General features: G+C 72.3%; 13 protein-coding genes and 1 tRNA gene. 5 read left to right on the top strand and 9 right to left on the bottom strand.

Annotated features, from left to right (window positions below):
* Positions 1–93 precede the first annotated feature (93 nt).
* Entirely contained in the window at positions 94–1551 is a 1458-nt protein-coding gene (locus tag ACFVIM_RS18540) for an aldehyde dehydrogenase family protein (protein ID WP_384302414.1), read from the bottom strand.
* Positions 1552–1621: 70 nt separating this feature from the next.
* Complete coding sequence (locus tag ACFVIM_RS18535; RefSeq protein ID WP_384302412.1) at positions 1622–2521, bottom strand: helix-turn-helix domain-containing protein; 900 nt, start codon at positions 2519–2521, stop codon at positions 1622–1624.
* Between the two features lie 327 nt (positions 2522–2848).
* Between ACFVIM_RS18535 and ACFVIM_RS18530 the strand changes: the two genes are divergently transcribed.
* Complete coding sequence (locus ACFVIM_RS18530) at positions 2849–3373, top strand: ATP-binding protein (protein WP_384302410.1); 525 nt, start codon at positions 2849–2851, stop codon at positions 3371–3373.
* Between the two features lie 765 nt (positions 3374–4138).
* On the opposite strand, the gene ACFVIM_RS18525 is transcribed toward ACFVIM_RS18530, so the two are convergent.
* The 3 genes from ACFVIM_RS18525 to ACFVIM_RS18515 form a co-directional block, all read right to left on the bottom strand.
* The gene (locus tag ACFVIM_RS18525) at positions 4139–4381 is read right to left on the bottom strand and encodes a DUF397 domain-containing protein (protein WP_384302416.1); all 243 of its coding nucleotides are present in this window, start codon (positions 4379–4381) and stop codon (positions 4139–4141) included.
* A gap of 534 nt (positions 4382–4915) precedes the next feature.
* Positions 4916–6097 carry a CobW family GTP-binding protein gene (locus tag ACFVIM_RS18520; RefSeq protein WP_384302408.1) on the bottom strand — a complete coding sequence of 394 codons (1182 nt, stop codon included), beginning with the start codon at positions 6095–6097 and terminating at the stop codon, positions 4916–4918.
* A gap of 148 nt (positions 6098–6245) precedes the next feature.
* Positions 6246–8291, bottom strand: coding sequence for an FUSC family protein (locus tag ACFVIM_RS18515; protein ID WP_384302406.1), 2046 nt, complete (start codon positions 8289–8291; stop codon positions 6246–6248).
* A 468-nt stretch (positions 8292–8759) separates the two neighbouring features.
* Here ACFVIM_RS18515 and ACFVIM_RS18510 point away from each other — a divergent pair, with 468 nt between their 5' ends.
* The 3 genes from ACFVIM_RS18510 (at position 8760) to ACFVIM_RS18500 (ending at position 12203) form a co-directional block, all read left to right on the top strand.
* Positions 8760–9317, top strand: coding sequence for a sugar O-acetyltransferase (locus ACFVIM_RS18510; protein WP_384302404.1), 558 nt, complete (start codon positions 8760–8762; stop codon positions 9315–9317).
* Positions 9318–9463: 146 nt separating this feature from the next.
* The gene (locus ACFVIM_RS18505) at positions 9464–11167 is read left to right on the top strand and encodes a bifunctional 3'-5' exonuclease/DNA polymerase (RefSeq protein ID WP_384302402.1); all 1704 of its coding nucleotides are present in this window, start codon (positions 9464–9466) and stop codon (positions 11165–11167) included.
* 259 nt (positions 11168–11426) lie between these two features.
* Positions 11427–12203, top strand: coding sequence for a calcium-binding protein (locus ACFVIM_RS18500; RefSeq protein ID WP_384302400.1), 777 nt, complete (start codon positions 11427–11429; stop codon positions 12201–12203).
* Positions 12204–12394: 191 nt separating this feature from the next.
* Here ACFVIM_RS18500 and ACFVIM_RS18495 read toward each other — a convergent pair.
* Positions 12395–12468, bottom strand: a tRNA-Thr gene (locus ACFVIM_RS18495).
* Positions 12469–12771: 303 nt separating this feature from the next.
* On the opposite strand from ACFVIM_RS18495, the gene ACFVIM_RS18490 reads away from it, so the two are divergent.
* Positions 12772–14250 (top strand): MFS transporter, encoded by a 1479-nt coding sequence (locus ACFVIM_RS18490; protein ID WP_384302398.1) that lies wholly within the window; start codon positions 12772–12774, stop codon positions 14248–14250.
* 75 nt (positions 14251–14325) lie between these two features.
* On the opposite strand, the gene ACFVIM_RS18485 is transcribed toward ACFVIM_RS18490, so the two are convergent.
* The 3 genes from ACFVIM_RS18485 to tmk all read right to left on the bottom strand — a co-directional run bounded on the left by ACFVIM_RS18485 (position 14326) and on the right by tmk (position 21074).
* The gene (locus ACFVIM_RS18485; protein ID WP_384302396.1) at positions 14326–15876 is read right to left on the bottom strand and encodes an alpha/beta hydrolase; all 1551 of its coding nucleotides are present in this window, start codon (positions 15874–15876) and stop codon (positions 14326–14328) included.
* Between the two features lie 99 nt (positions 15877–15975).
* Positions 15976–17181: a DNA polymerase III subunit delta' gene (locus tag ACFVIM_RS18480; protein WP_384302394.1), complete on the bottom strand. Its 1206-nt coding sequence runs from the start codon at positions 17179–17181 to the stop codon at positions 15976–15978.
* Between the two features lie 350 nt (positions 17182–17531).
* Positions 17532–21074: a dTMP kinase gene (gene tmk / locus ACFVIM_RS18475; protein WP_384302392.1), complete on the bottom strand. Its 3543-nt coding sequence runs from the start codon at positions 21072–21074 to the stop codon at positions 17532–17534.
* Between the last annotated feature and the right edge of the window lie 467 nt (positions 21075–21541).

Genomic DNA, 21541 nt, shown 5'->3' with positions numbered 1-21541 from the left:
CTCTCTCCGGGGGCCGCATCGCTGAGGGCCGGACCGCCGAGGACAGGGCTGCCGGAGTGCCGGGGCCGCCCGTGGCGCGGAGTGGGGCGTGGCTCAGAAGGGGAACCGCGAGCGGCCGTGCTGGACCGAGATCCACTTCTGGGTGGTGAACGCCTCGATCATCGACTCACCGTTCAGCCGGCCACTGCCCGAGTGCTTCTCGCCCCCGAAGGGCACGATCGGCTCGTCATGGACGGTGCTGTCGTTGATGTGGATCATGCCGGTGTTCACCCGCTTCGCCAGGGTCACCCCGCGCTCGATATCGGCGGTGTGGACGGCTCCGCTCAGCCCGTACGGGGTGTCGTTCGCGATCCGTACCGCCTCGTCGTCGCCGTCGAAGGGGATGATCAGCGCCACCGGGCCGAAGATCTCCTGGCCCAGCACCGGTGAGTCGGTCGCGATCCCGGTGAGCACGGAGGGCTCGACCAGATTGCCGACCGCCCCGCCACGCAGCAGAGCCGTGGCGCCCGCCGCCACCGTCTGCTCCACCAGCGTGGTGACCGCGTCGGCCTGACGGGCGTTGATCAGCGGGCCGATATGGGTGGCCGGGTCGGCGGGATCGCCCACCTTGAGCGAGCGCACCTTGGCGACGAACTTCTCCGTGAACTCCCGCTCCACCGAGCGGTCGACCAGCACCCGGTTCGCGGCCATACAGACCTGGCCCTGGTGGACATAGCGGCTGAAGACGGCGGCGTCGACCGCGTAGTCGATGTCGGCGTCATCGAGGACGATCAGCGCGCTGTTCCCACCGAGTTCCAGAATGGCGCGTTTGAAATTGGCGGCGCAGACCATGGCGACATGCTGACCGACCTTGTCGGAGCCGGTGAACGAAATGGCCTTGGGCACCGGGTGCTCGATCAGCGCGTCGCCGATCTCCGCTATATCGGTGATGACGACATTCAGCAGGCCCGGCGGCAGCCCGGCGTCCTCGAAGACCTTGCCGACCAGGGATCCGCCGCAGATAGGGGTGTTCTGGTGCGGCTTGAGGACCACAGCGTTGCCGAGCGCGAGCGAGGGTGCGACGGACTTGATCGACAGCAGGAAGGGGAAGTTGAACGGGCTGATCACGCCGACGACCCCGACGGGCAGCCGGTAGACGCGGTTCTCCTTGCCGTCGATCGGCGAGGGGAGGATCCGGCCCTCGGGCCGCAGCGACAGCTGGATGGCCTCGCGCAGGAACTCCTTGGCGAGATGGAGCTCGAAACCGGCCTTGATGTAGGTGCCGCCGAGCTCCGCGATGATCGCCTCGGTGATCTCGGCTTCCCGCTCCTCGATGATCCTCAGCGCGTTCTCGAAGACCGCGCGCCGGGTATAGGGGCTGGTCTCGCCCCAGGCCACCTGCGCGCGCTCCGCCGCCCGGTACGCCTGGTCCACCTCGCTGGCCGACGCGATGGTGATCGAGGCGAGCTTCTCCCCGTTGTACGGGTTGAAATCGATGATGTCCCAGGAACCGGTCCCGGGCCTCCACTCGCCATCGATGTACTGGTTGGCCAGCTCGGTGAACAAGGACATAAGAACCGATTCCTTACCCGTCGCAACCTCGCAAACGCACTTCCTGATACCACGTCACTATACGTAAGAGTCAGCTCAGTTGGAGTAGACCACGCAGAACATTCCGGCTCTCGTCGGGGTCCGGACTCTCGTCCTGAAGACGGGTCATCACCCGCTCGTACTGCGCGACCTCCTCGCGCTTATCGAGGTAGAGCGCGCTGGTGAGCTGCTCCAGATAGACGATGTCGGAGAGGTCCGACTCGGGGAACCGCAGCATGGTGAAGGAGCCGCTCTCCGCCGCGTGGCCGCCATAGCTGAACGGCATGATCTGGAGTGTCACGTTCGGCTGCTCGGAGATCTCGATCAGATGCCGCAACTGGGCCCGCATGACCTCCCGGTCACCGTACGGACGGCGGAGCGCGGCCTCATCGAGGATCGCGTGGAGCTTCGGGGAGCGCTCGGAGACCAGCACCTTCTGCCGTTCGAGCCGCAGCGCCACACGCCGGTCGATCTCGGCGGTGGGCGCGCCCTGCATGCCCCGCGCGACGACGGCATGGGCGTAGGACTCGGTCTGGAGCAGACCATGGACGAACTGGACCTCATAGAGGCGGATATGGGAGGCCGCCGCCTCCAGTCCCACATATGTCTGGAACCAGCCGGGCAGGACATCCGAGTAACTGTGCCACCAGCCAGCGACGTTGGCCTCCTTGGCGAGCCCGAGCAGGGCGCCGCGCTCGCCCTCGTCGATGACTCCGTAGAGCGTGAGCAGGTCTTCGACGTCTCTCGCCTTGAAGCTCACCCGGCCCAACTCCATACGGCTGATCTTTGACTCCGATGCGCGGATCGAGTAGCCAGCCGCCTCACGGGTGATGCCGCGCGACTCACGCAGTCTCCTGAGCTGTGAGCCCAACAGGATGCGCCGCACCACGGAACCGCCACTCGGTCCAGAGGCCCACGACTCGCCAGCGGTCACGACTCCAACCCTCCCCATTCCTCGTCGTCCTCGTCGCCCTCGTTGTCCATCCGTACCGGTCCTCCACAGCCTGCGGCACCCCCCGCACTCCAAGTGCGGGATTCTGCCACCAAAACACTTCAGCGCGTACTCGTCCAGTTACGGAAATGGGAAGCGCTTGGGAAGACCATGGACAACTCGCAAGGAAGATATGACCTGTAATCACCCTTCTCCCGGGCATGACGGGCACGTGCACGTGCATCTGCCCTTGCATCTGCCTGACGCATTCGGAACCATGGTTCGTACCGCACCTGCGTACTCGTTCGTGTTGTAACGCCACAGCCGCGAAACCCGGGAGTGCCTCGCATGGGGACGAATGGATCAACCATGCTCAAGCCGTTACGGCAGGGGCCTCCTCCGACCGATCCGGCGCGAGTCTCCAGCTCCGCGTCCTGCTCACTCGCCGCCCGCCACGAAGCCGTGCGCGGCGCGCGCCGCTTCACCCGGTCGACCCTGACCGACTGGGAGCTGGACGAACGCTTCGACGACATCGCCCTGGTCGTCTCCGAACTGGTCACCAACGCACTGCGGCACGCCCTGCCCGCCGAACCCCCGCTGGACTACCAGGATCCGCCGATACGGCTACACCTGATGTGCTGGCCGGGGCGACTGGTATGCGCGGTACGCGACCCCAGCCCCAGCAGCCCGGGGAGCTTCTTCGCCGCACTCGCCGGAGAGGACGCCCGCGCCTTCCCCGACCCCGGACGCGGAACGGCCGAATCCGGCCGTGGGCTCTTACTGGTCGACTCCTTCAGCGACAACTGGGGCTGGTACCCCCTCGCCGGAGCCCTGCACGGCAAGGTCGTGTGGGCCCTCTTCCGGCTCGGCTGAACGGACACGGAGACCGGACCCTCAAAGACCGGGAAGCGGGCCCGGCTTCGGGGGGCGGGCCCGCTTTCCTTATTTTTTTGCGGTTCGTTCGCCTCCGGGGCGCTGGAGTCGAGATTTTCGTGTCCGACGTGCTCGATCGCTCGTTCCTCACGATCTCCGCGCGACGGCCACGACAACTCGACGCGCCCCTTTGGCTCAGAACCGACCTCGGGTAGGTCGAGTCCTCACACGGAGCTACTCACCGGCAGAGCCACCGTGAGCGAATCCGGTGGTGGAGCTCCCACGGGAGAAACCCAGGGGCGGGCGCCCATCGAAAGATCGACAACGAGTCACGGTCACACGGACAGGTACCGACGCAGCCGGGGGGCAGGGGGCACGTTCGGGGGGTGCAGGGTCGCCCCCGCAGGGAGGGGCGGGACAACCCGGCCTCACGCAACAGGAACGCCTCATCCGCCGCTCCCGAGGAGGTGAGCCCGGAGGCCACCGAACCCCGCACACAGAACACAGCGGAAGCGACAAACACCGCACCCGCAGACCGCGCACAACGGGCACACAGACCCCACCCGGCCGCACCGCCCGCACACGGCACACGACGACGGCGGTGGCCAACCGCCGGACACGGGCCACACCCGGCCGCACGGGCGGCGCCGGTCCAGTCGCAGCCGCCCGCATCAGGATCAGGGACCTGTCGAATCCGGCACCCGGGGCGCCGGAATCGGACAGGGAGCAGGGGGAACCGCGTCGGGCTCCGCCGCGCGAGGGGTGTCAGTTACCCGCTATCAGATGGTCGAACTCGCCATCCTTGACGCCCAGGATCATCGCCTCGATCTCGGCGGGGGTATAGACGAGCGCCGGCCCCTCCGGGTGCCGTGAATTACGCATCGCCACATTCCCGCCAGGCAACTTGGCGAACTCCACACAGGCGCCCTGCGAGTTGCTGTGCCTGCTCTTCTGCCAGGCGACCCCCTGGAGCTCTGTGGCCGCCATGCCGTTGTACGCGTGGTGCACGAGTCGCTCCTGGGGTACAAGGTGCATGTATCAACTGTGCGGATCATAGCCGTGATTCACGTGCGAATGCATGAGCGTTAGCACGGGCAGATGCACGTGCACGAGGGGTATTCCCACGGTTACAGCTTTGACGCCTTTACAGCGTCCAGGAGTCGGTCAATTGCCCACTCCTGGCGCCATTCCCAGCCATGTCGGCACCCACCGACGCTCTCCCTCCGCCACCCCGGTCGAGGGCGGCGGGCCACCCTCGCTCCGCGGGGACGCGGGAGAAGCGGCGCACCCGGACGGGCACCGTATGCAGGAAGACGCACGGCGACCCTCGAAGGATCCCGATCCGAACAATCGATCGACTACCTTCCGCTTGCAGTGCTCCGCATGGGGAGTTCCCGCGCACCGGGCACCTCTGACGAGGTCATACGCCGCACCTGATTCTCCCTCACCTTCAGCACCGGAGCCGCGCACTTCCCGCCGCGCCGTGAGGGCGGCGCGCGCATCGGCGGCGCGTCACCGGTACCGCGTCCGCTGGCGGCGCGTTCACCGGTCGCTCGGCTCCAGGAAGGCGTCGAAGGTGCGCGGGAGGCGCTTCCAGGCGGCGCGGCCCGCCGCGTACTCCGCCTCCGTGAGGAGACAGGAGTCGAGCAGTCGCTCCAGGGCGGCGCGGTCGAGCGCCGGGGAGGTGAAGGCCAGCACCTGGCAGCGGTCGCCCACGTCCCGGCGCCAGTCGAGGGTGGCGGCGGCGCGGCGCTCGGGCGTCAGCCCGTCCCAGGCGGTCTCGGGGAGCGCGGCGAGCCAGGGGCCCGCGTTCTCCAGGCAGAGGGTGCCGCCCGCCGCGTCCCACGAGAGCAGCGCGTCGGGGCGGTCCGCCAGCCAGAACCTGCCACGGCTGCGCACGGCCGCGCGGGCCAGCGCGCCAAGTGCCTCGTAGAGGCGACCGGGATGGAAGGGGCGCCTGCGGCGCCAGACGAGGGTGCCCACGCCCCGGCGGTCGGCGTTCCAGGGGAGCCGGGCGGTGGCGGGGTGCTGCGCGGCGGCGGCCGCGGCGGGGTCGGCGTGGCCGGACAGGACACGCGCCCAGTCCTCCGTGTCCTGGGGAACCCGGCGCGCGGTGGGGTGAAGTTGGCCGAGAAGCTCCCGGTCGCGCTCGCTCACCGCCGGGTCCTCCCGTACGGACAGGATGTCCGCGTACTCCATCTGGCGGGCCCAGGTGTCGGCGACGGTACGGCGGTCGTGGGTGGAGGCCGCGAGCCGGGCGTCCTTCAGGTCGTCTCCATTGCCGAGGCAGGACAGGACGCGCGTGGGATCCACGGCGGTGACGACGGGGGTCAGCGTGAGCGCCGCGCCGCCGTGGCGGGCGATCGTCTCGGCGACGGCCCGGGGTTCGACGGAGTCCCACAGTTCGACCACGGCGTGTCGCGCGGTCCGTGCCCGTGCCAGCGCCCTCAACTCCGCTACCAGACCGTCCCGGAGGGCACAGCAGGCGCAGTCGTCCGCCAGGGCGACCTCACCCCAGTCCCGGACGCCCAGCGCGTCGCGCACGGTACGGACGGCCGTACCGCCCCGGACGGCGGCCGACAGGTCGTGGTGGAGCGCGACACTTCCGGGCACGGTGGCGAGGAGCCGCTCGACCGTGGCGGCTCGGGCCTCGGTGTGCAGCCCGGCGACGATGGTGATGCGCAGCGGCTCCGGGGGCGGGGCGGCGGGGAATCCGGGCGTCATGTCGGCCAGTGTATGGAAATGGTTTCCATTAACAAGGATCGTCAGGGGAGATGTCCGCCCTGATGGGAGCACACGCCCCGGGGCCCACGCCCCCTTCCTTCCGGCCCGCGCCCTGGCAACGCGCGGCGAAGGGCCCGCGCGTACCGGTTCAGCGGGTGCGCCGGGCGGGGGCCAGGGCGTCGGCGAGTTCGTCCAGGGCCTCGCGCAGCAGGGTGGTGCCGCTGGTCAGCACCGGGTGATCGCCCTCCCAGACGTCGAGCGCCCCGCATACGCGCTCCCATTGCAGCGGTTTACGCTCGCGCACCGCCCTGGCCGCGCGTTCGGTGTCCTGGCGCAGCGCGTCGGCGAGAACGGCCGCCTCGGGAACCGGGTTGATGCCGTGGACGGGCAGATGCGCCTCCAGGAGCATCGCGCTGCGGCCCATCTGAGAGAGGGCGTGCTCGGCCCCATCGGCGGCGGAACGGGTGAGCCCGCGATGGCGCACCGGCTCATGGAGGGACCGCTCATGCGCCTCCTGCCAGGCGATCCGCGCGTCGCGCGCCGCCAGGAGCGCGCCGCGGATGGCCTGGCGGGAGGGGTCGGCCAGCGGATCCGCGTAGTGGTCGACGACGGCGGCGGCGTACCGTCCGTCCGCGACCAGCCAGTCGGCGAGCCGGGAGCGCAGCCGGGGCGTCTCCCAGGCCGGGTAGATCGCGTACGCCACCATGGCGATCAGCCCGCCGAGCAGGGTCAGCAGAATGCGTTCGCGTACGGTCTGGCCGGTGTCCTCGCCCCCCATGCCGAGCAGGAAGACGACGTACGCGCTGAGGAAGACGGTGGCGGCGACATAGCCGGTACGGGTGAGGAGGTACTGCCCGAAGGCGCACAGGACGGCGAGGGCGCCGGAGAGGTACGCGCCCGGATGGGTGGTCTCCACGGCGGAGGCGACCCCCACCCCGACCACCGTGCCGCCGAGGCGGGCGACGGAACGGGCGTACGTCTGGGAGAAGTCGGGCCGCATCACCATCACCGAGGTGAGCGGCGCCCAGTACCCGTGACCCAAGGGAAGCGCGGTGCCCACCAGATAGCCCGCGCAGACGACGGCGGCCACCCGGATGGCGTGCCGCAGGACGGGCGAGCCCCGGCGCAGTTCGGCGCGTACGGTGCGCACGGCACCCGGCAGCAGTCGGCGCAGCGGCGGCCGGTCACGGTGCGATCCCTCCCCGGTGCCCTCGCCCTCGGCCTCCTCCACCACGTCGTCCAGCAGGGCCACCAGCCGGATGGCGGCGCGGCGGGCGGGGCCGCTGAGGACCGTCACGGTCTCGGGCGACTTCAGCGTCGCCATGGCGTGCTCCGGTACGCGCACCGGCGTGCCCCGGCGGATCGCGTGCGCGGCACGGTCCAGCACCACCGCGGCCGCGTCGAGGATCGCGCGGCAGACGTCACGCTCGGGACCCTCGGCGGGGACACCGACGGCGGGATCGGCGAGGGAGGCGAGGACCGGGCGGATACGTTCGGCCACCCCGCGCGCGCCATGCAGTTCGGCGGGCCGCCGCCGGGCCTGGCGCGGGGAGACCACGGCGGCGCTGCGGGCGACCATCAGCGGTTCGGGGTCGAAGGAGGCGGTGGGGTTCTGCCGCAGCCTGCGGGCGTAGTCGGCCTCGGCGGCGAGCGCGTCGGCGAGCGCGTCCCGTTGCGCCCCCCAGCGGCGGACCGGGAACACCACGATGAGCGCGGCCTGGACCAGCCCGCCGACGAGGATCACCGCCGCGTGTCCGGCGGCCGTGGCCACCGAGGTGGGGAGGGTGATGGTCACCAGCATGATGCCGACGTTGGAGGCGGCGATGATCCCCACGGTCGGCCCGAGCGCCCACGCGAGCCCCGCGGCGAACGTCCAGAGCGCGAGCAGGGCGAGCAGCAGGGGCGGCCGGGCCGCGGTGAGATACCCGAGGAAGGTGGAGACGGCCAGACTGCCGCCGGAAGCCAGCGCCAGCACCGGCCGGGGGCGCCAGCTGCGCTGAAAGGAGGCGATGGCCGCCTGGTAGGCGCCGAAGGCGGAGCTGACGGCGAACACGGGCCCGAAGAGCGCGAGCGCGATGCCGACGACGATCGCGAGTCCGGCCGCGCCCCGGAGGGCGACCAGGGGTTCGAGGCGCTGCCGTTCGAGCGTGAGGCCCGCGCGGGCGGTGTGCAGGAGCGCCCGGAGCCAGGTCATAACTGGGAGATTAGCGGTATTTGGGCGGTTTTGGATGGAGGGGAGGGGAGAGGAAGGGGAGGGTGACGGAGGCGGATGAGCCGGGGCGGGCCGGTTCATCCACAGGGTGTGGACAAACCGACTGAACCGACCGAACGGGCTGAACGGGCTGAACCAACCGAACCGTCCGGAGTCGGTCCGCCGTGCGGGGCGGGTCCCAGGGTCCGCGCCGACTCCCCTCGTGGCCGCGGTCACCACGGAGCCCGTACGGGCGGCGGAGAGTCATCGGCGTCCGGGCGACGACCGCCCAGGCGTACGGACGACCGCGAGATCGTACGGACCACCACTGGCGGGAGATGCGGCCGACCATCGTCGCGAGGACGGCCTGCGCCTTCCCGTCGACCGCTGCCGCCCGGATGGCCGCCGGGAACCCTGGGGACGGGTGGGGTAGTTGGGGAAGACGAGCTGGCGACGACCGAAAGGCAGCGCATGGGCGAGCAGAAGGACCGGATGCTGGCGGGCGAGTGGTACCTGCCCAGGGACCCGGATCTGACGGCGGATAACGAACGGCGGCAGCGGCTCTGCGCCGCCTACAACACCCCGGGAGCCGCCTCCCGGGAGGAACGGAGGGCGATCCTCTCCGAGCTGGTCGGGTCGCTCGGGCAGGGCGTCAACATCCGGCCGCCGTTCCACTGCGACTACGGCACCAACATCTCCCTGGGGGACTGGGTCTTCGTCAACTTCAACGCCGTCTTCCTGGACGCGGCGCCCATCACCATCGGCTCCGACGTCCAGATCGGACCGAACGTGCAGCTGCTGACCCCCCACCACGAGATGGACGCGGAGCGGCGGCGCGAGGGGTGGGAGCGGGCAGAGCCGATCACGATCGGGGACAACGTCTGGCTGGGGGGCGGGGTGATCGTCTGTCCCGGTGTGACGATCGGGGAGAACACGGTGGTGGGCGCGGGCACGGTGGTGACCAAGGACCTCCCGGCCGGAGTGCTGGCGGTGGGGAACCCGGCACGGGTGGTGCGGGAGCTGGGGTAGCGGGGCACGGGTGGTGCGGGCGTACGGGGGTCCCCGCTCCCTCGTCCGCCCATCCCCCGTCCGGTGAGTGCCGTGGAACCGCTGGTGGGGAGAGGGCGGGCATGGCGTGGGGGGCGTTGTCAGACCCGGGTGCCAGACTCGGACACATGGGCGAACGATGGGCGCTGACGGCGACCGGGGGTGACGGGGCGAGGCTCGTCCCCCTCGGTCCCGACGGCCTGCCCATCGGTCCCGTACGGGAGGAGCCGGACCTGGTCGAGGCGGTCCGCTCCCGGCCCGGGACCGAGCGGTGGGTGTGGCGGTCCACCGCGTCGGTCTACCCCCGGCTGCTGGCGGCCGGGGTCCGGGTCGAGCGGTGCTACGACATCGAGTGCGCCGAGCAGTTGCTCCTCGGCCACGAGGGCCGGCTGGGCGAACCACGCTCCGCCGAGGCCGCGCTGGCCCGGCTGCACCACCGTCCCGTGCCACCCGATCCACCCCAGCGCGCCGCCGAGCCCGGATCCCAGTCCTCCCTCTTCGAACCGGGCCCCGCGCCGCTCCCCCTGGAGTCCCTCCTGGAGGTCTACGAGGATCAGACGCGCCGTCATGAGGGCACCGCCCACCCCGGGCGGATGCGACTGCTGACGGCGGCCGAGTCGGCCGGGACCCTGGTCGCGGCCGAGATGCACCGCGCCGGGCTGCCCTGGCGGGCGGACGTCCACCGCCAGGTGCTCCAGGACCTGCTGGGCGAGCGCTACGCGGGAGGCGGCGAGCCCCGGCGGCTGGCGGAGCTGGCGGAGGAGGTGTCGACGGCCTTCGGGCGACGGGTGCGGCCGGAGCTGCCCGCCGACGTGGTGAAGGCGTTCCGGGAGGCGGGTCTGAGAGTCCGCTCCACCCGCCGCTGGGAGCTGGAGGAGGTGGATCACCCCGCCGTGAAGCCGCTGCTTGAGTACAAGCGGCTCTACCGGATCTGGGTGGCGCACGGCTGGAGCTGGCTCCAGGACTGGGTGCGCGACGGCCGGTTCCGGCCCGAGTACGTCCCCGGGGGCACGGTCACCGGCCGCTGGACGACCAACGGCGGCGGGGCGTTGCAGATACCCAAGGTGATCCGGCGCGCCGTCGTCGCCGACGAGGGCTGGCGGCTGGTCGTCGCCGACGTGGACCAGATGGAGCCCCGGGTACTGGCCGCGATCTCCCGTGACCCCGGGCTGATGGAGGTCGCGGGCCATGACGGCGACCTGTACTCGGCGCTGTCGGACCGCGCCTTCTCCGGCGACCGGGAGCACGCCAAACTGGCACTGCTCGGAGCGGTCTACGGACAGACCTCGGGCGACGGACTGAAGAACCTGGCCGCGCTGCGGCGCAAGTTCCCCAGGGCGGTCGCGTATGTCGACGACGCGGCACGCGCGGGCGAGGAGGGGCTCCTGGTCCGCACCTGGCTGGGCCGGACCAGTCCGCGCGCGGCCGGTACGGAGGGGAGTGACGAGGCGGGCGAGGCGGGCCTCCCCCAGGAGCCGGAGCCGGGCACCGCCCCCGGGCCCCCGGAGGACGCGTTCACCCCGGGCTACGCCTCGACGAACACGCGGGCGCGCGGCCGCTTCGCCCGCAACTTCGTGGTGCAGGGCAGTGCGGCGGAGTGGGCACTCCTGCTACTGGCCGCGCTGCGGCGGGCGACCACGCCCCTCCGCGCCGAACTGGTCTTCTTCCAGCACGACGAGGTGATCGTGCACTGCCCGGAAGAGGAGACCGAGGCCGTGGTGGCGGCGATCCGGGAGGCCGGTGCCCTCGCCGGACGCATCACGTTCGGCGATACACCGGTGCGCTTCCCGTTCACGGTGGCGACGGTCCAGTGCTACGCCGATGCCAAGTGACCTGGCCAGGCCTGGGCAGGGCAGCGCGCCAGGGCACCGGCGGACCCCACGCCGGTCGACGGGTCACCCGGCACGGGCCGACCCGGCACGGGACCATCGCGCCACCACGGAGGAGGCCGAGGCAAGGAAGAAAGCCCCCATCTTCGTACAACCATTCCCCTGCCTCCCATGTCTGGACTCGGAGAGTCATCTGGCTCAACAGACTCATGGGCATCGGGGACGCACGACACGCCCTCGCCCTTTCCGGAACGGGAAGTACATGCACACTCGTGCCACTGTCGCCGTGATCAGCGCGGCCCTCGGCATCAGCGCGCTCACCGCACCCACCGCACTGGCGAAGGACGCGCCGCGCGCTCAGCTGAGCGACACCACGGTCTCGAACGTGGTGGTCAACGAGGGGAAGCCGGTCTCCGTCGGCACCACCACCAAGAGGAAGATCACGGTCACCTTCACCGCCGGCGACTCCTCGGGCATCAGGTTCGCCCTGGCGTCACTCTGGCGCGGCAAGAGCTACGAAACCCTGACGAACATCCTCGTCGGCGACACGACGTACGCGATGTGCGGCTCGGGCAGCAAGCCCGTCTGCAAGCAGACCTTCACGGTCGACCCGGGGATTCTGTCCAACGAGGACGCGGGTACCTGGAGGGTCTGGGTCACCGCGTACGGCACTGACCTCAGCTCGGTGGAGAAGGAGAACACCGCGTCGTTCAGCATCAAGCGGACGGCGACGCTGAGCACGAACGCCTCCCCCGAGCCGGTCGCATCGGGCTCCACCCTCACGGTCAGCGGCACCCTGCGCCGCGCCAACTGGACCCTCGGCAGCTACACGGGCTACTCCGGTCAGCCGGTCGCCCTCCAGTTCCGCAGAAGCGGTTCGAGCACGTACTCCACGGTCAAGACCGTGAAGACGGACAGCGAGGGCAAGCTGAGGACGAAGGTGAAGGCGTCCCGGGACGGCACCTACCGCTTCAGCTTCGCCGGGACGAGCACCACGGCGCCGGCCAACGCGGGCGGTGACTCCGTCGACGTGCGCTGATCCACCCGGCGGAACACCCCCGGGGACCCTCAGGTCCCCGGGACCCACCGCCGTGGCCCGCTGGGCCGCCGCGCCTCATCCCCCGCAAGCACACGACCGGCCCGTTCCCCCTGGGCCGGTTCCACGGCGCCGTCCGGCCCCTGAATGACAAAAACCCCAGGCCAGAAAGATCTGACCTGGGGTTCCAGCTGAGCCGCCTTCGGGATTCGAACCCGAGACCTACGCATTACGAGTGCGTTGCTCTGGCCAACTGAGCTAAGGCGGCATGCCACGGACAGGGTGACCCTCGCGGGAACGTACTCCGACCAGCGGCGGCGCTAAGTCTACAGGGTCGATCCGGGTGCCCCGCACCAGTCGCGCGTGCCCGCGCGAGCGCCCCGGCACCCACCCCACCAGCGGGTCTCGTCGTTCCGCCCGGTTGCGCGCTCGATGACCCGCGATCACATACTTACCCAAAAGGGCCCACAGGTGCCCAGATATGTCTGGCGTCGAAGGGACGAGATCGCCCGTGGCCCCTGCCGATCCCTCCAGCGGTCCCGTCGGGCGCGAACGTCCTGGTGGGGCGGGTGTGGAGGAGGCGGATCCCGGGCGGTGGGCCATGCTCGCCGTGCTGTGCGCGAGTCTGCTGCTGGTGGCCATGGACGCCACCATCCTCAATGTGGCGCTGCCCTCCCTCATCGACGATCTTGAGCCCAACGCCCTCGAACAGCTCTGGATCATCGACATCTACGGGCTCGTCCTGGGTGGTCTGCTGGTCACCACGGGGGCGATCAGCGACCGCTACGGACGGAAGCTGCTCTTCCTCTGCGGGATCGTGGTCTTCGGCTTCGCCTCCGTCGTCGCCGCGACCTCCGGGACCACCTGGCAGCTGATCGGCGGGCGGGTGCTGCTCGGGATCGGTGGGGCGATGATCATGCCGTCCACGCTCTCGCTGATCCGGAACATCTTCGCCGACGCCCGGGAGCGCACCCTCGCCATCGGGATCTGGGCCGCGGTGGCCGGGGCCGGGGCCGCCATCGGGCCGCTGGTCGGCGGGGTGCTGGTGGAGGAGTACGGATGGTCCGCGGCCTTCTGGGTGAACCTGCCGGTCGTCGTGGCGACCGTACTGGCCGGGCTCTGGCTGCTGCCGGAGTTCAAGGACGCCGGGCACGGGCCGCCCGATCTCGTCGGAGCACTGCTCTCGGTCGTCGGTGTCGTGTCGCTGGCCTGGGGGATCAAGCATCTCGCCAAGGGCAGCCCCACCGGGTGGGACTACGCCGTCTTCCTCTGCGGGATCCTCGCGCTGGCCCTGTTCGCCCGGCGGCAGCTCGGGCTGGCGGATCCGCTGCTCGATGTGCGGCTCTTCCGGAACCGGGCGTTCACCGCCGCCGCGCTCGCCATCCTGATGGCGATGCTCGCGATCGGCGCGGCGCTCTTCCTGATCTCGCTCTGGCTCCAGTACGTCCATGGGTACTCGCCCTCCGAGGCCGGGCTGCGCACCCTGCCCGCCGCACTCGCGATGCTGGTGGGGTCGCTGCTCACCCCGTGGCTGATGGAGCGGATCGGGGTGCGGGCCCTCATGGCGCTGGGGCTGGGCGGGGTGGTCGCCGGGTTCCTGGTGCTGGCGCTGTCGCCCGAGCCGACGGAGTACGGCCATATCGCCGCCGTCCTCATCACCCTCGGGCTCGGTGACGGGCTGGCGATGACCACCTCCTCGTCGGTCCTGGTGTCGTCCGTGCCCGCCGAGCGCGCCGGGCAGGCCGGGGCGGTCTCCGAGACCAACTACGAACTGGGGGTCGGTCTCGGGGTCGCCCTGCTCGGGTCGGTGCACGGCGCGGTGTACGCGAGCCATATGGCCGGTCAGCCCGCGGTGGCCCGGGAGTCCATCGGCGGGGCCTACGAGCTCTCCCTCACCCAGGGCGAGGGGGTGCTCGACGCCGCCCGCGCCGCCTTCGACAGCGCGCTGACGACCACGGCCTATGTCTCGGTCGCGATCGTCGCCACCGTCACGGTGCTGGTGGTGTGGCTGGTTCCGCACGGTTTCAAGGTCACCTCGGCGGGTCACTGAGGGACAGGGCACTCAAGCGCGCGGGCACTCAAGCGGCACAGGGCGTTCAAGCGCGGCGCGGGGCGCCGCCCGCGGTCAGGAGCACCGCTTGCCCCGGGGTGGCACCGCGCCCTCCAGCAGATAGCCGTTGATGGCCGTGTCGACGCAGTCGCTGCCCCGCCCGTACGCCGTGTGACCGTCGCCGTCGTACGTCAGCAGCGTCGCCGACGCCAGCTGGCCGGCCAGCCCCCGCGCCCAGGCGTACGGTGTCGCCGGGTCCCGTACCGTCCCCACCACCAGGATCGGCGCCGCCCCCTTCGCCTCGATCCGGTGCGGGGTCCCGGTCGCCGGGGTGCGCCAGTAGGCGCAGTTGAGCGCCGCCCACGCGAAGCCCCGCCCGAAGACCGGGGATGCCTTCTCGAACGCGGGCAGCGCGGCCCGTACCGCCTCCGGGCCGCTGAACGAAGGGGGCAGATCCAGACAGTTGACCGCCGCGTTGGCGAACATCAGATTCGAGTACGAGCCGTCGCTCTCCCGCTCGTAGTAGCTGTCGGCCAGGGAGAGCAGGGGCGCGCCGTCACCGTCCATGGCGCTGGTCAGGGCCTCGCGCAGTTGCGGCCACGCGCCCTCGTCGTACATCGCCGTCAGCACGCCGGTGGTCGCCAGCGCCTCACCGAGCGGGCGGCTCTCGCCGGTGGGCACCGGGCGGGCGTCCAGGGTGGTGAAGAACTCCTTCAGCCGCGCCGACGCGGCCGTCACCGAACCGGTGCCGAGCGGGCAGTCGGACTGGGTGACACAGTCCGCCGCGAAGGACCGGAAGGCGGTCTCGAAGCCCGCCGTCTGGTCGCGGTTCACCTGCTGGGCGGAGAGCGAGGGGTCCAGGGCGCCGTCGAGGACCAGCCGCCCCGACCGGGCGGGGAACAGCTCCGCGTAGGTGGCGCCGAGGAAGGTGCCGTACGAGGCGCCGACGTACGTCAGTGTCCGGTCGCCCAGGACGGCGCGGAGGATGTCCATGTCCCGGGCCGCCGCCACGGTGGAGACATGGGGCAGCACCTTCGCGGAGCGCTTGGCGCAGCCCTCGGCGAAGCCCTGGTAGGCGGTGGCCAGCCGGGTGGTCTCGGTGGCGCTGTCCGGGGTCTGGTCGACCTGGGTGTAGCGGTCCATCTCCTTGCCGCTCAGACACTGGACGGGCGCGCTGCGCGCCACGCCGCGCGGGTCGACGGCCACGATGTCGTAGCGGGCGCGGACCTGAGCCGGGTAGCCGATGCCCGCGTACGACTGGAGGTAGCCGACCGCCGAACCGCCGGGACCACCCGGATTGACGAGGAGCGAACCGATCCGTTGACCCGGCCCGGTGGCCTTGGTGCGGGCGACGGCCAGGGCGATGGAGGCGCCACCGGGGTTCCCGTACTCCAGGGGCACCTTCAGCGAGGCGCACTGGAAGCCGGGGGCTCCGCAGGCGCGCCAGGCCAGCCGCTGCGCGTAGTACGTCCGCAGGGCGGCCCGCTGACGGGAGTCCGCCGCCGTGCCTCCCGAGGTGGACGCCGACGCCTGGGGGGACGACCCCTCCCCCGTACACCCGGAGGCCAGCAGTCCGGCCGCGGCCACCGCGAGAACGGAGTTACGGAACATGCGCCTGGGATTCATCCCCGGAGCGTAGAGGATGATCCGGAATTGCTGCTATCCATCCCGAAGTGGGGCGATATAAGGATGATGTGACGATATGCCCCCCAGGGGACGTGGAGGTCAGGGCGAACGGAGTGTCATCGTCATCGCCTCGACCGCGAGCAAGGGAGCCACGTTCGCCTCCAGGGCCTCCCGGCAGCCGACGATCGCCTCGATGCGGCGCAGCGTGTGCTCTGGTGTCGAGTTCCGGGCGATCCGGTCCAGCGCGTCCCGGACGTCCTCATGGGCGATGGCGAGCCCCGAACCGAGCTGGAGGGCGAGCACATCCCGGTAGAAGCCGGTCAGATCGCTCAGCGCGAGATCGAGGCTGTCCCGCTGCGTACGCGTCCTGCGGCGCTTCTGCCGGTCCTCCAGTTCCTTCATCGCCCCGGCGGTGCCCCGGGGCATCCGGCCCCCCTGTGCCGCGCCGAGCGCCGCCTTCAGGTCCTCCGTCTCCTTGGTGTCGATCTCCTCCGCGACCTGCTTGGCGTCCTCGGCGGCGGCGTCGATCAACTCCTGGGCGGCCTTGAGCGCGCCTCCGATGTCATCGACCCGCAGGGGCAGCTTGAGCACCGTGGCCCGGCGCGCGCGGGCCCCCTCGTCGGTGGCGAGACGGCGCGCCCGGCCGATGTGGCCCTGGGTGGACCGCGCCGCCGCCGCTGCCGCCTCGGGCTCGATGCCGTCACGCCGGATCAGCACATCGGTCACGGCGGACACCGACGGCGTACGCAGGGTCAGATGGCGGCACCGGGAGCGGATCGTCGGCAGCACGTCCTCCAGCGACGGCGCGCAGAGCAGCCACACCGTACGCGGCGCCGGTTCCTCCACCGCCTTCAGCAGCACATTGCCCGCGCCCTCCGTCAGCCGGTCGGCGTCCTCCAGGAGGATCACCTGCCAGCGGCCGCCCGCCGGGGAGAGCTGGGCGCGGCGGACCAGTTCGCGGGTGTCCTTGACGCCGATGGAGAGCACGTCGGTGCGGACGACCTCCACATCGGCGTGGGTCCCGATGAGAGCGGTATGGCAGCCGTCGCAGAACCCGCAGCCGGGCGCCCCGCTGAGCGCGCGGTCGGGGCTCACGCACTGGAGCGCGGCGGCGAAGGACCGGGCGGCCACGGCCCGGCCGGAGCCCGGGGGCCCGGTGAACAGCCACGCGTGGGTCATCTTGGACGCCTCGGGCGGCGGTGTGCCACCGGCCTCGGCGGTGACCAGCGCGTCGGCGTCCCGGGCGGCGGCGCCGAGCTGCGCTCCCACCCGCTCCTGACCGACGAGGTCATCCCACACGGTCATCCACCGCCACCTGCCCTTCCTCCGTCGTCCGCACCGGCTCCGCCGGGTCCGGCCCGCGCCCGGGCCGCCGCGGCGGCCCGGCCACCCCCGTGGGGCGCTTTCCGCCCGCGACCTCCATTGTGGGGCAGGGGTACGACAACGCCGCCCGCGTCCGGCGGGCCCGTCCTTACCTGCCCGGACGGGGGCACCGGGCCGACCCACCGCCGTCCCGGCCGGTGCGGCGGTCACGGAGCCGGAACGGGCGCGGTACGGAGCCGGGCCACCCCACGGGCGGCGGTTCCTCGTGGCCGGCCCTTCCCTGGCGGCGAGGGCCCCTCCGTACCGGCGCCGGAGAACGGTGCCGGGCCGCTTCAGCGGCGGCGGCCCCGGCCACCGCCGTGGCCGTCACGGTCGGCCTCCTCGTCCTCGTGCGGGCCGAAGAGTTCGTCCGCCAGGGAGAGGGGGTCGTCGAGCGGGGTCTCCTGGGCCCAGTCGGAACGCTGCCGCGGACGCTCGGCGTCCGGGTCGATCTGGGGAAGCTCACGGGTGCGGTCGTTGGGGCCGGTCAGATCGCCGCCGGCACCCGCCCGGCGGGCGGAACCGGAGGCCGTGCCCGCGCCCGTGGCCATGCCCGTGGCCGTGTCCGCGTCCCGGAAGATGCCCGGCGGCACCCGATCCACCGGACGCTCGTCCGGGTCCCGGTCCACCCGGGCGCCCCCACGCCCCTTCCGCAGCGAGAACGATCCCCCAGAGCGCTCAGAGCGCCGACCACGCCCGGAGCCCCGGGAGTCCTGAGGGCGCGCGGAACCCGGCCCGTCGGTGACCGGCGGCAGCACCGCCGTCTCCTCCATCGAGGACGCGCCCCCCACCGGCGGCAGCACCGCCGTGCGCTCGGCGTCGGACTCGATCCTCGGCACCGGCTGCGTCTCGTCGTCGGGGCGCACCACGGGCGTGGGAACGGTGGTCTCGTTCGCGGAGGCGAGGTCCTCGGGCCGCACCACCGGGGTGGGGATCGTGGTCTCGTTGTCCGGCAGCGGATCCGGGTCGCCCGCGGGGCGGCCGTCGGGACGGATCACAGGAGTCGGCACGGTGATCTCGTTGGCGGACTCCTCGGCCTCGCGCCGCGCCTCGGCCTCGGCGGCCCGACGCCGCGCCTCGGCCGCCTTCGCGGCCTTCGCGGCCTTCTCCGCCTCAGCCGCCCTCGCCGCCTCTTCCGCCTCCGCCATCTTCCGCTCGGCGGCCGCCTTGGCCTCCGCCGCGGCCCGCGCCTCAGCCTCCGCCGCGGCCCGCGCCTTCGCCGCCGCCTTCTCCTCAGCGGCCTTCCTCGCGCGCGCCTCCTCGGCCCTCACCAGGGCCTCCTCCGCCTTGCGCTGCTTCTCCAGGCGGCGCTCCTCGGCCTCGGCCCGCAGCCGGGCCTGCTCCTCCGCGAGCTTGCGCAGGCGCTCCTGCTCCTCGCGGCGCGCCTTCGCCTCGGCCTCGCGCTTGCGGCGCTCCTCCTCGGCGAGCCTGCGGGCCTCCTCGGCGCGCTGACGGGCCTCCTCGGCGAGCCGTTCGGCCTCACGCTGACGCGCGGCCTCCTCCTCGGCCTTGCGCCGCGCCTCCTCCTCGGCGCGCAGCTTGGCGAGCATCTCCTCGCGCTCGCGCTCCAGGCGCTCCTCCTCGGCCTTGCGGCGCGCCTCTTCCTCCGCCTTGCGGCGCGCTTCCTCCTCGGCCTTGCGGCGCGCCTCCTCCTGCGCCTTGATCTCGGCCTCGGAGAGCGGGAGGAGCTGGTCCAGACGGTGACGCACGACCGTGGTGACGGCCTCCGGTTCCTGACCGGCGTCCACCACCAGGTAGCGCGCGGGGTCGGCGGCGGCCAGCGTCAGGAAGCCCGAGCGCACCCTCTGGTGGAACTCGGCGGGCTCCGACTCCAGCCGGTCGGGTGCCTCGGTGAAGCGCTCGCGGGCCGTCTCCGGGGAGACGTCCAGCAGCACGGTCAGATGGGGGACCAGACCGTCCGTGGCCCACCGGGAGATCCGGGCGATCTCGGTCGGGGACAGATCGCGCCCGGCGCCCTGGTAGGCGACCGAGGAGTCGATATAGCGGTCGGAGATGACGACGGCGCCGCGCTCCAGGGCGGGCAGGACGACGGATCCGATGTGTTCGGCCCGGTCCGCCGCGTACAGCAGCGCCTCGGCGCGGTTGGAGAGCCCGGCGGAGGCGACGTCCAGCAGGATCGAGCGCAGTCGCTTGCCAACGGGTGTCGCGCCCGGCTCGCGGGTGACGACCACCTCGTGGCCCTTGGCGCGGATCCAGTCGGCGAGCGCCTCGGCCTGGGTGGACTTCCCGGCGCCGTCACCGCCCTCCAGGGCGATGAAGAACCCGTGCGGAGCGGGGGCCTGCGCCGGGTCGGCGCCCCCGCGCAGCGCGTCACCGAGGTCGCGCCGCAGCGGTACGCCGGAACGGTCGTCCGTCCGCGCCAGGACCAGCGCGGCGACCGGCAGCAGCAGGGCACCGACCAGCATCAGCGTGAACGCGGCACCGCCGAGCACATAGTCCCCGCGGACCTGGTGCGGACCAACAGCGGCGGAGAGCAGCGGTGCGACGAGCGCGCCCACCCCTATGGCGACGCGTACGACCGCGCGGAGATGGGCGCTCATCCGGGCCCGCCGGGGCTCCTCGGTCTCCTGGTCGACGAGGGCGTGGCCGATGTTGGCCGCCACGCCCGCCGCGAATCCGGCGAACAGCGCGAGCAACAGTACGGTCGCCGTGTCGGGCACCAGCCCCACCGCGAGCAGCGCGATCCCGGTGACGGCGAGCGCCAGGGAGAGCAGCCGCCGCCGCGACAGGGTCGGCAGCACCCGCTGGGCGCCGCGGATCCCGAGGACGGTGCCCCCGGTCAGCATCAGCACCAGGAGCGCGTACGCGGGGACCCCGCCGCCCAGGTCGATGGCGTGCAGCAGGGAGAGCGCGACCGCGGCCGCGATGGCGCCCGCGACCGCGCCGCACGCCAGGACCAGGTACGGAACGGCCCCGGTGCGGCCCTGGTCGGGCCCGTCGCCACGGGTGGGGCGACGCAGTCCTTCGAGCGGGGAACGCGGGCGCGGCGTCGCGGAGTCGGGCAGGACGACCGGGTACAGCACCGCCACGGAGGCGGCGAAGAGCCCGGCGGCCAGGAACGACGCCAGGGCGACGGGGTGGCTCGCGAACCAGTCGACACCCAGTCCGAGCAGCCTGCTGACCACCGCCGCGACCAGCAGCGCCGCGGCGCCCACGGGGATGGCCACGAAACCGGTCCGCAGCCACAGCAGGCGCAGCACGCCGAGATGGTCGGGCAGGGGCCGCACGGACGCGCCCTCCGGCGGCGGCGCGGGCAGCAGCGCGGGCGCGGCGCCCTCCCGTACGACGGTCCACAGCCGTTCGGCGGCGCCGCCGACGAAGACGGTGGCCAGCAGGATCAGGGTGGCCTGGGCGGGCGCCCAGTCGATCCACAGCGGCGCCACGGCGAGCAGTCCGAGCCGCAGCCCATCCGCGCCGATCATCGTCCAGCGGCGGTCGAGCGGCCCCTTCGCGGCGGTGAGCGCTGTCAGCGGGCCGAGGAGTACGGCGCCGAAGAGCACCGTCGCCAGCATCCGCGCACCCAGGACGGCGGCCACGGCGAACGCCGCGTTCCGGTACCCCGAGCCGAATGTCCCGTCCACGACCGCCGCCTGAAGCGTGAGCACCAGCAGCACGAGCACACCGACCGCGTCACCGACCGCTCCGAAGGCGTGGGCACTCCAGAGCCTTCTGAGCGACGGGACGCGCAGCAGGGCGCGCAGCGCTCGCTTGCGGGAGTCGGCGGCGAGGGCGTCGGAGTCGTCGGAGCCGGGGGCGGTGCCTGAGACGGTGCCCACGACCGCCGGCCGCTCGGTTGGCTGCTCGGATCGCGTCATCCGCCCAGCCTATCCGGATTGCCCGGCTCTCCGACGGCCTCATCCGAACGCACACGCGGTTGTCGCACCGCTCGGGGCGGCGCGCCGGGCCGGTGCCACCGGGCCGTACGGCATAGGCCGCCGGGGCGTGCGGCCGGTGCCGCCGGGGCGTGTCCGGGAGGACCGCGCCGGGCCTCCCGGCGGCTCCGCGCGCTACCTGGGTGCCGTGTTCGTCGACCCGTCACCTTGGTGACGCGTTGACCGTCCCCGGGCCCGCTCGCGGGGCGGAGGACATGACCCGCTCAGCTGCTTCGGGCCGGGTGAGCGCGGGCCGAGAGCCCCTGTGCGGCTCCCGGACGCCACGCGTGCCCTGGGGGCCGCGGCCCTCAGGGGCGGCCCTCAGGTGCTCGCCACCCCGTGCCGGGCCACCACGGTTCCGCGGTGGCGCACGGTACGGGGGTGACCGATGCGGCGCGGTTCCGTGGAAC

The organism is Streptomyces sp. NPDC057638, from assembly GCF_042800315.1.
GTDB lineage: Bacteria > Actinomycetota > Actinomycetes > Streptomycetales > Streptomycetaceae > Streptomyces.
This window is presented reverse-complemented; position numbering and strand designations above follow the sequence as displayed.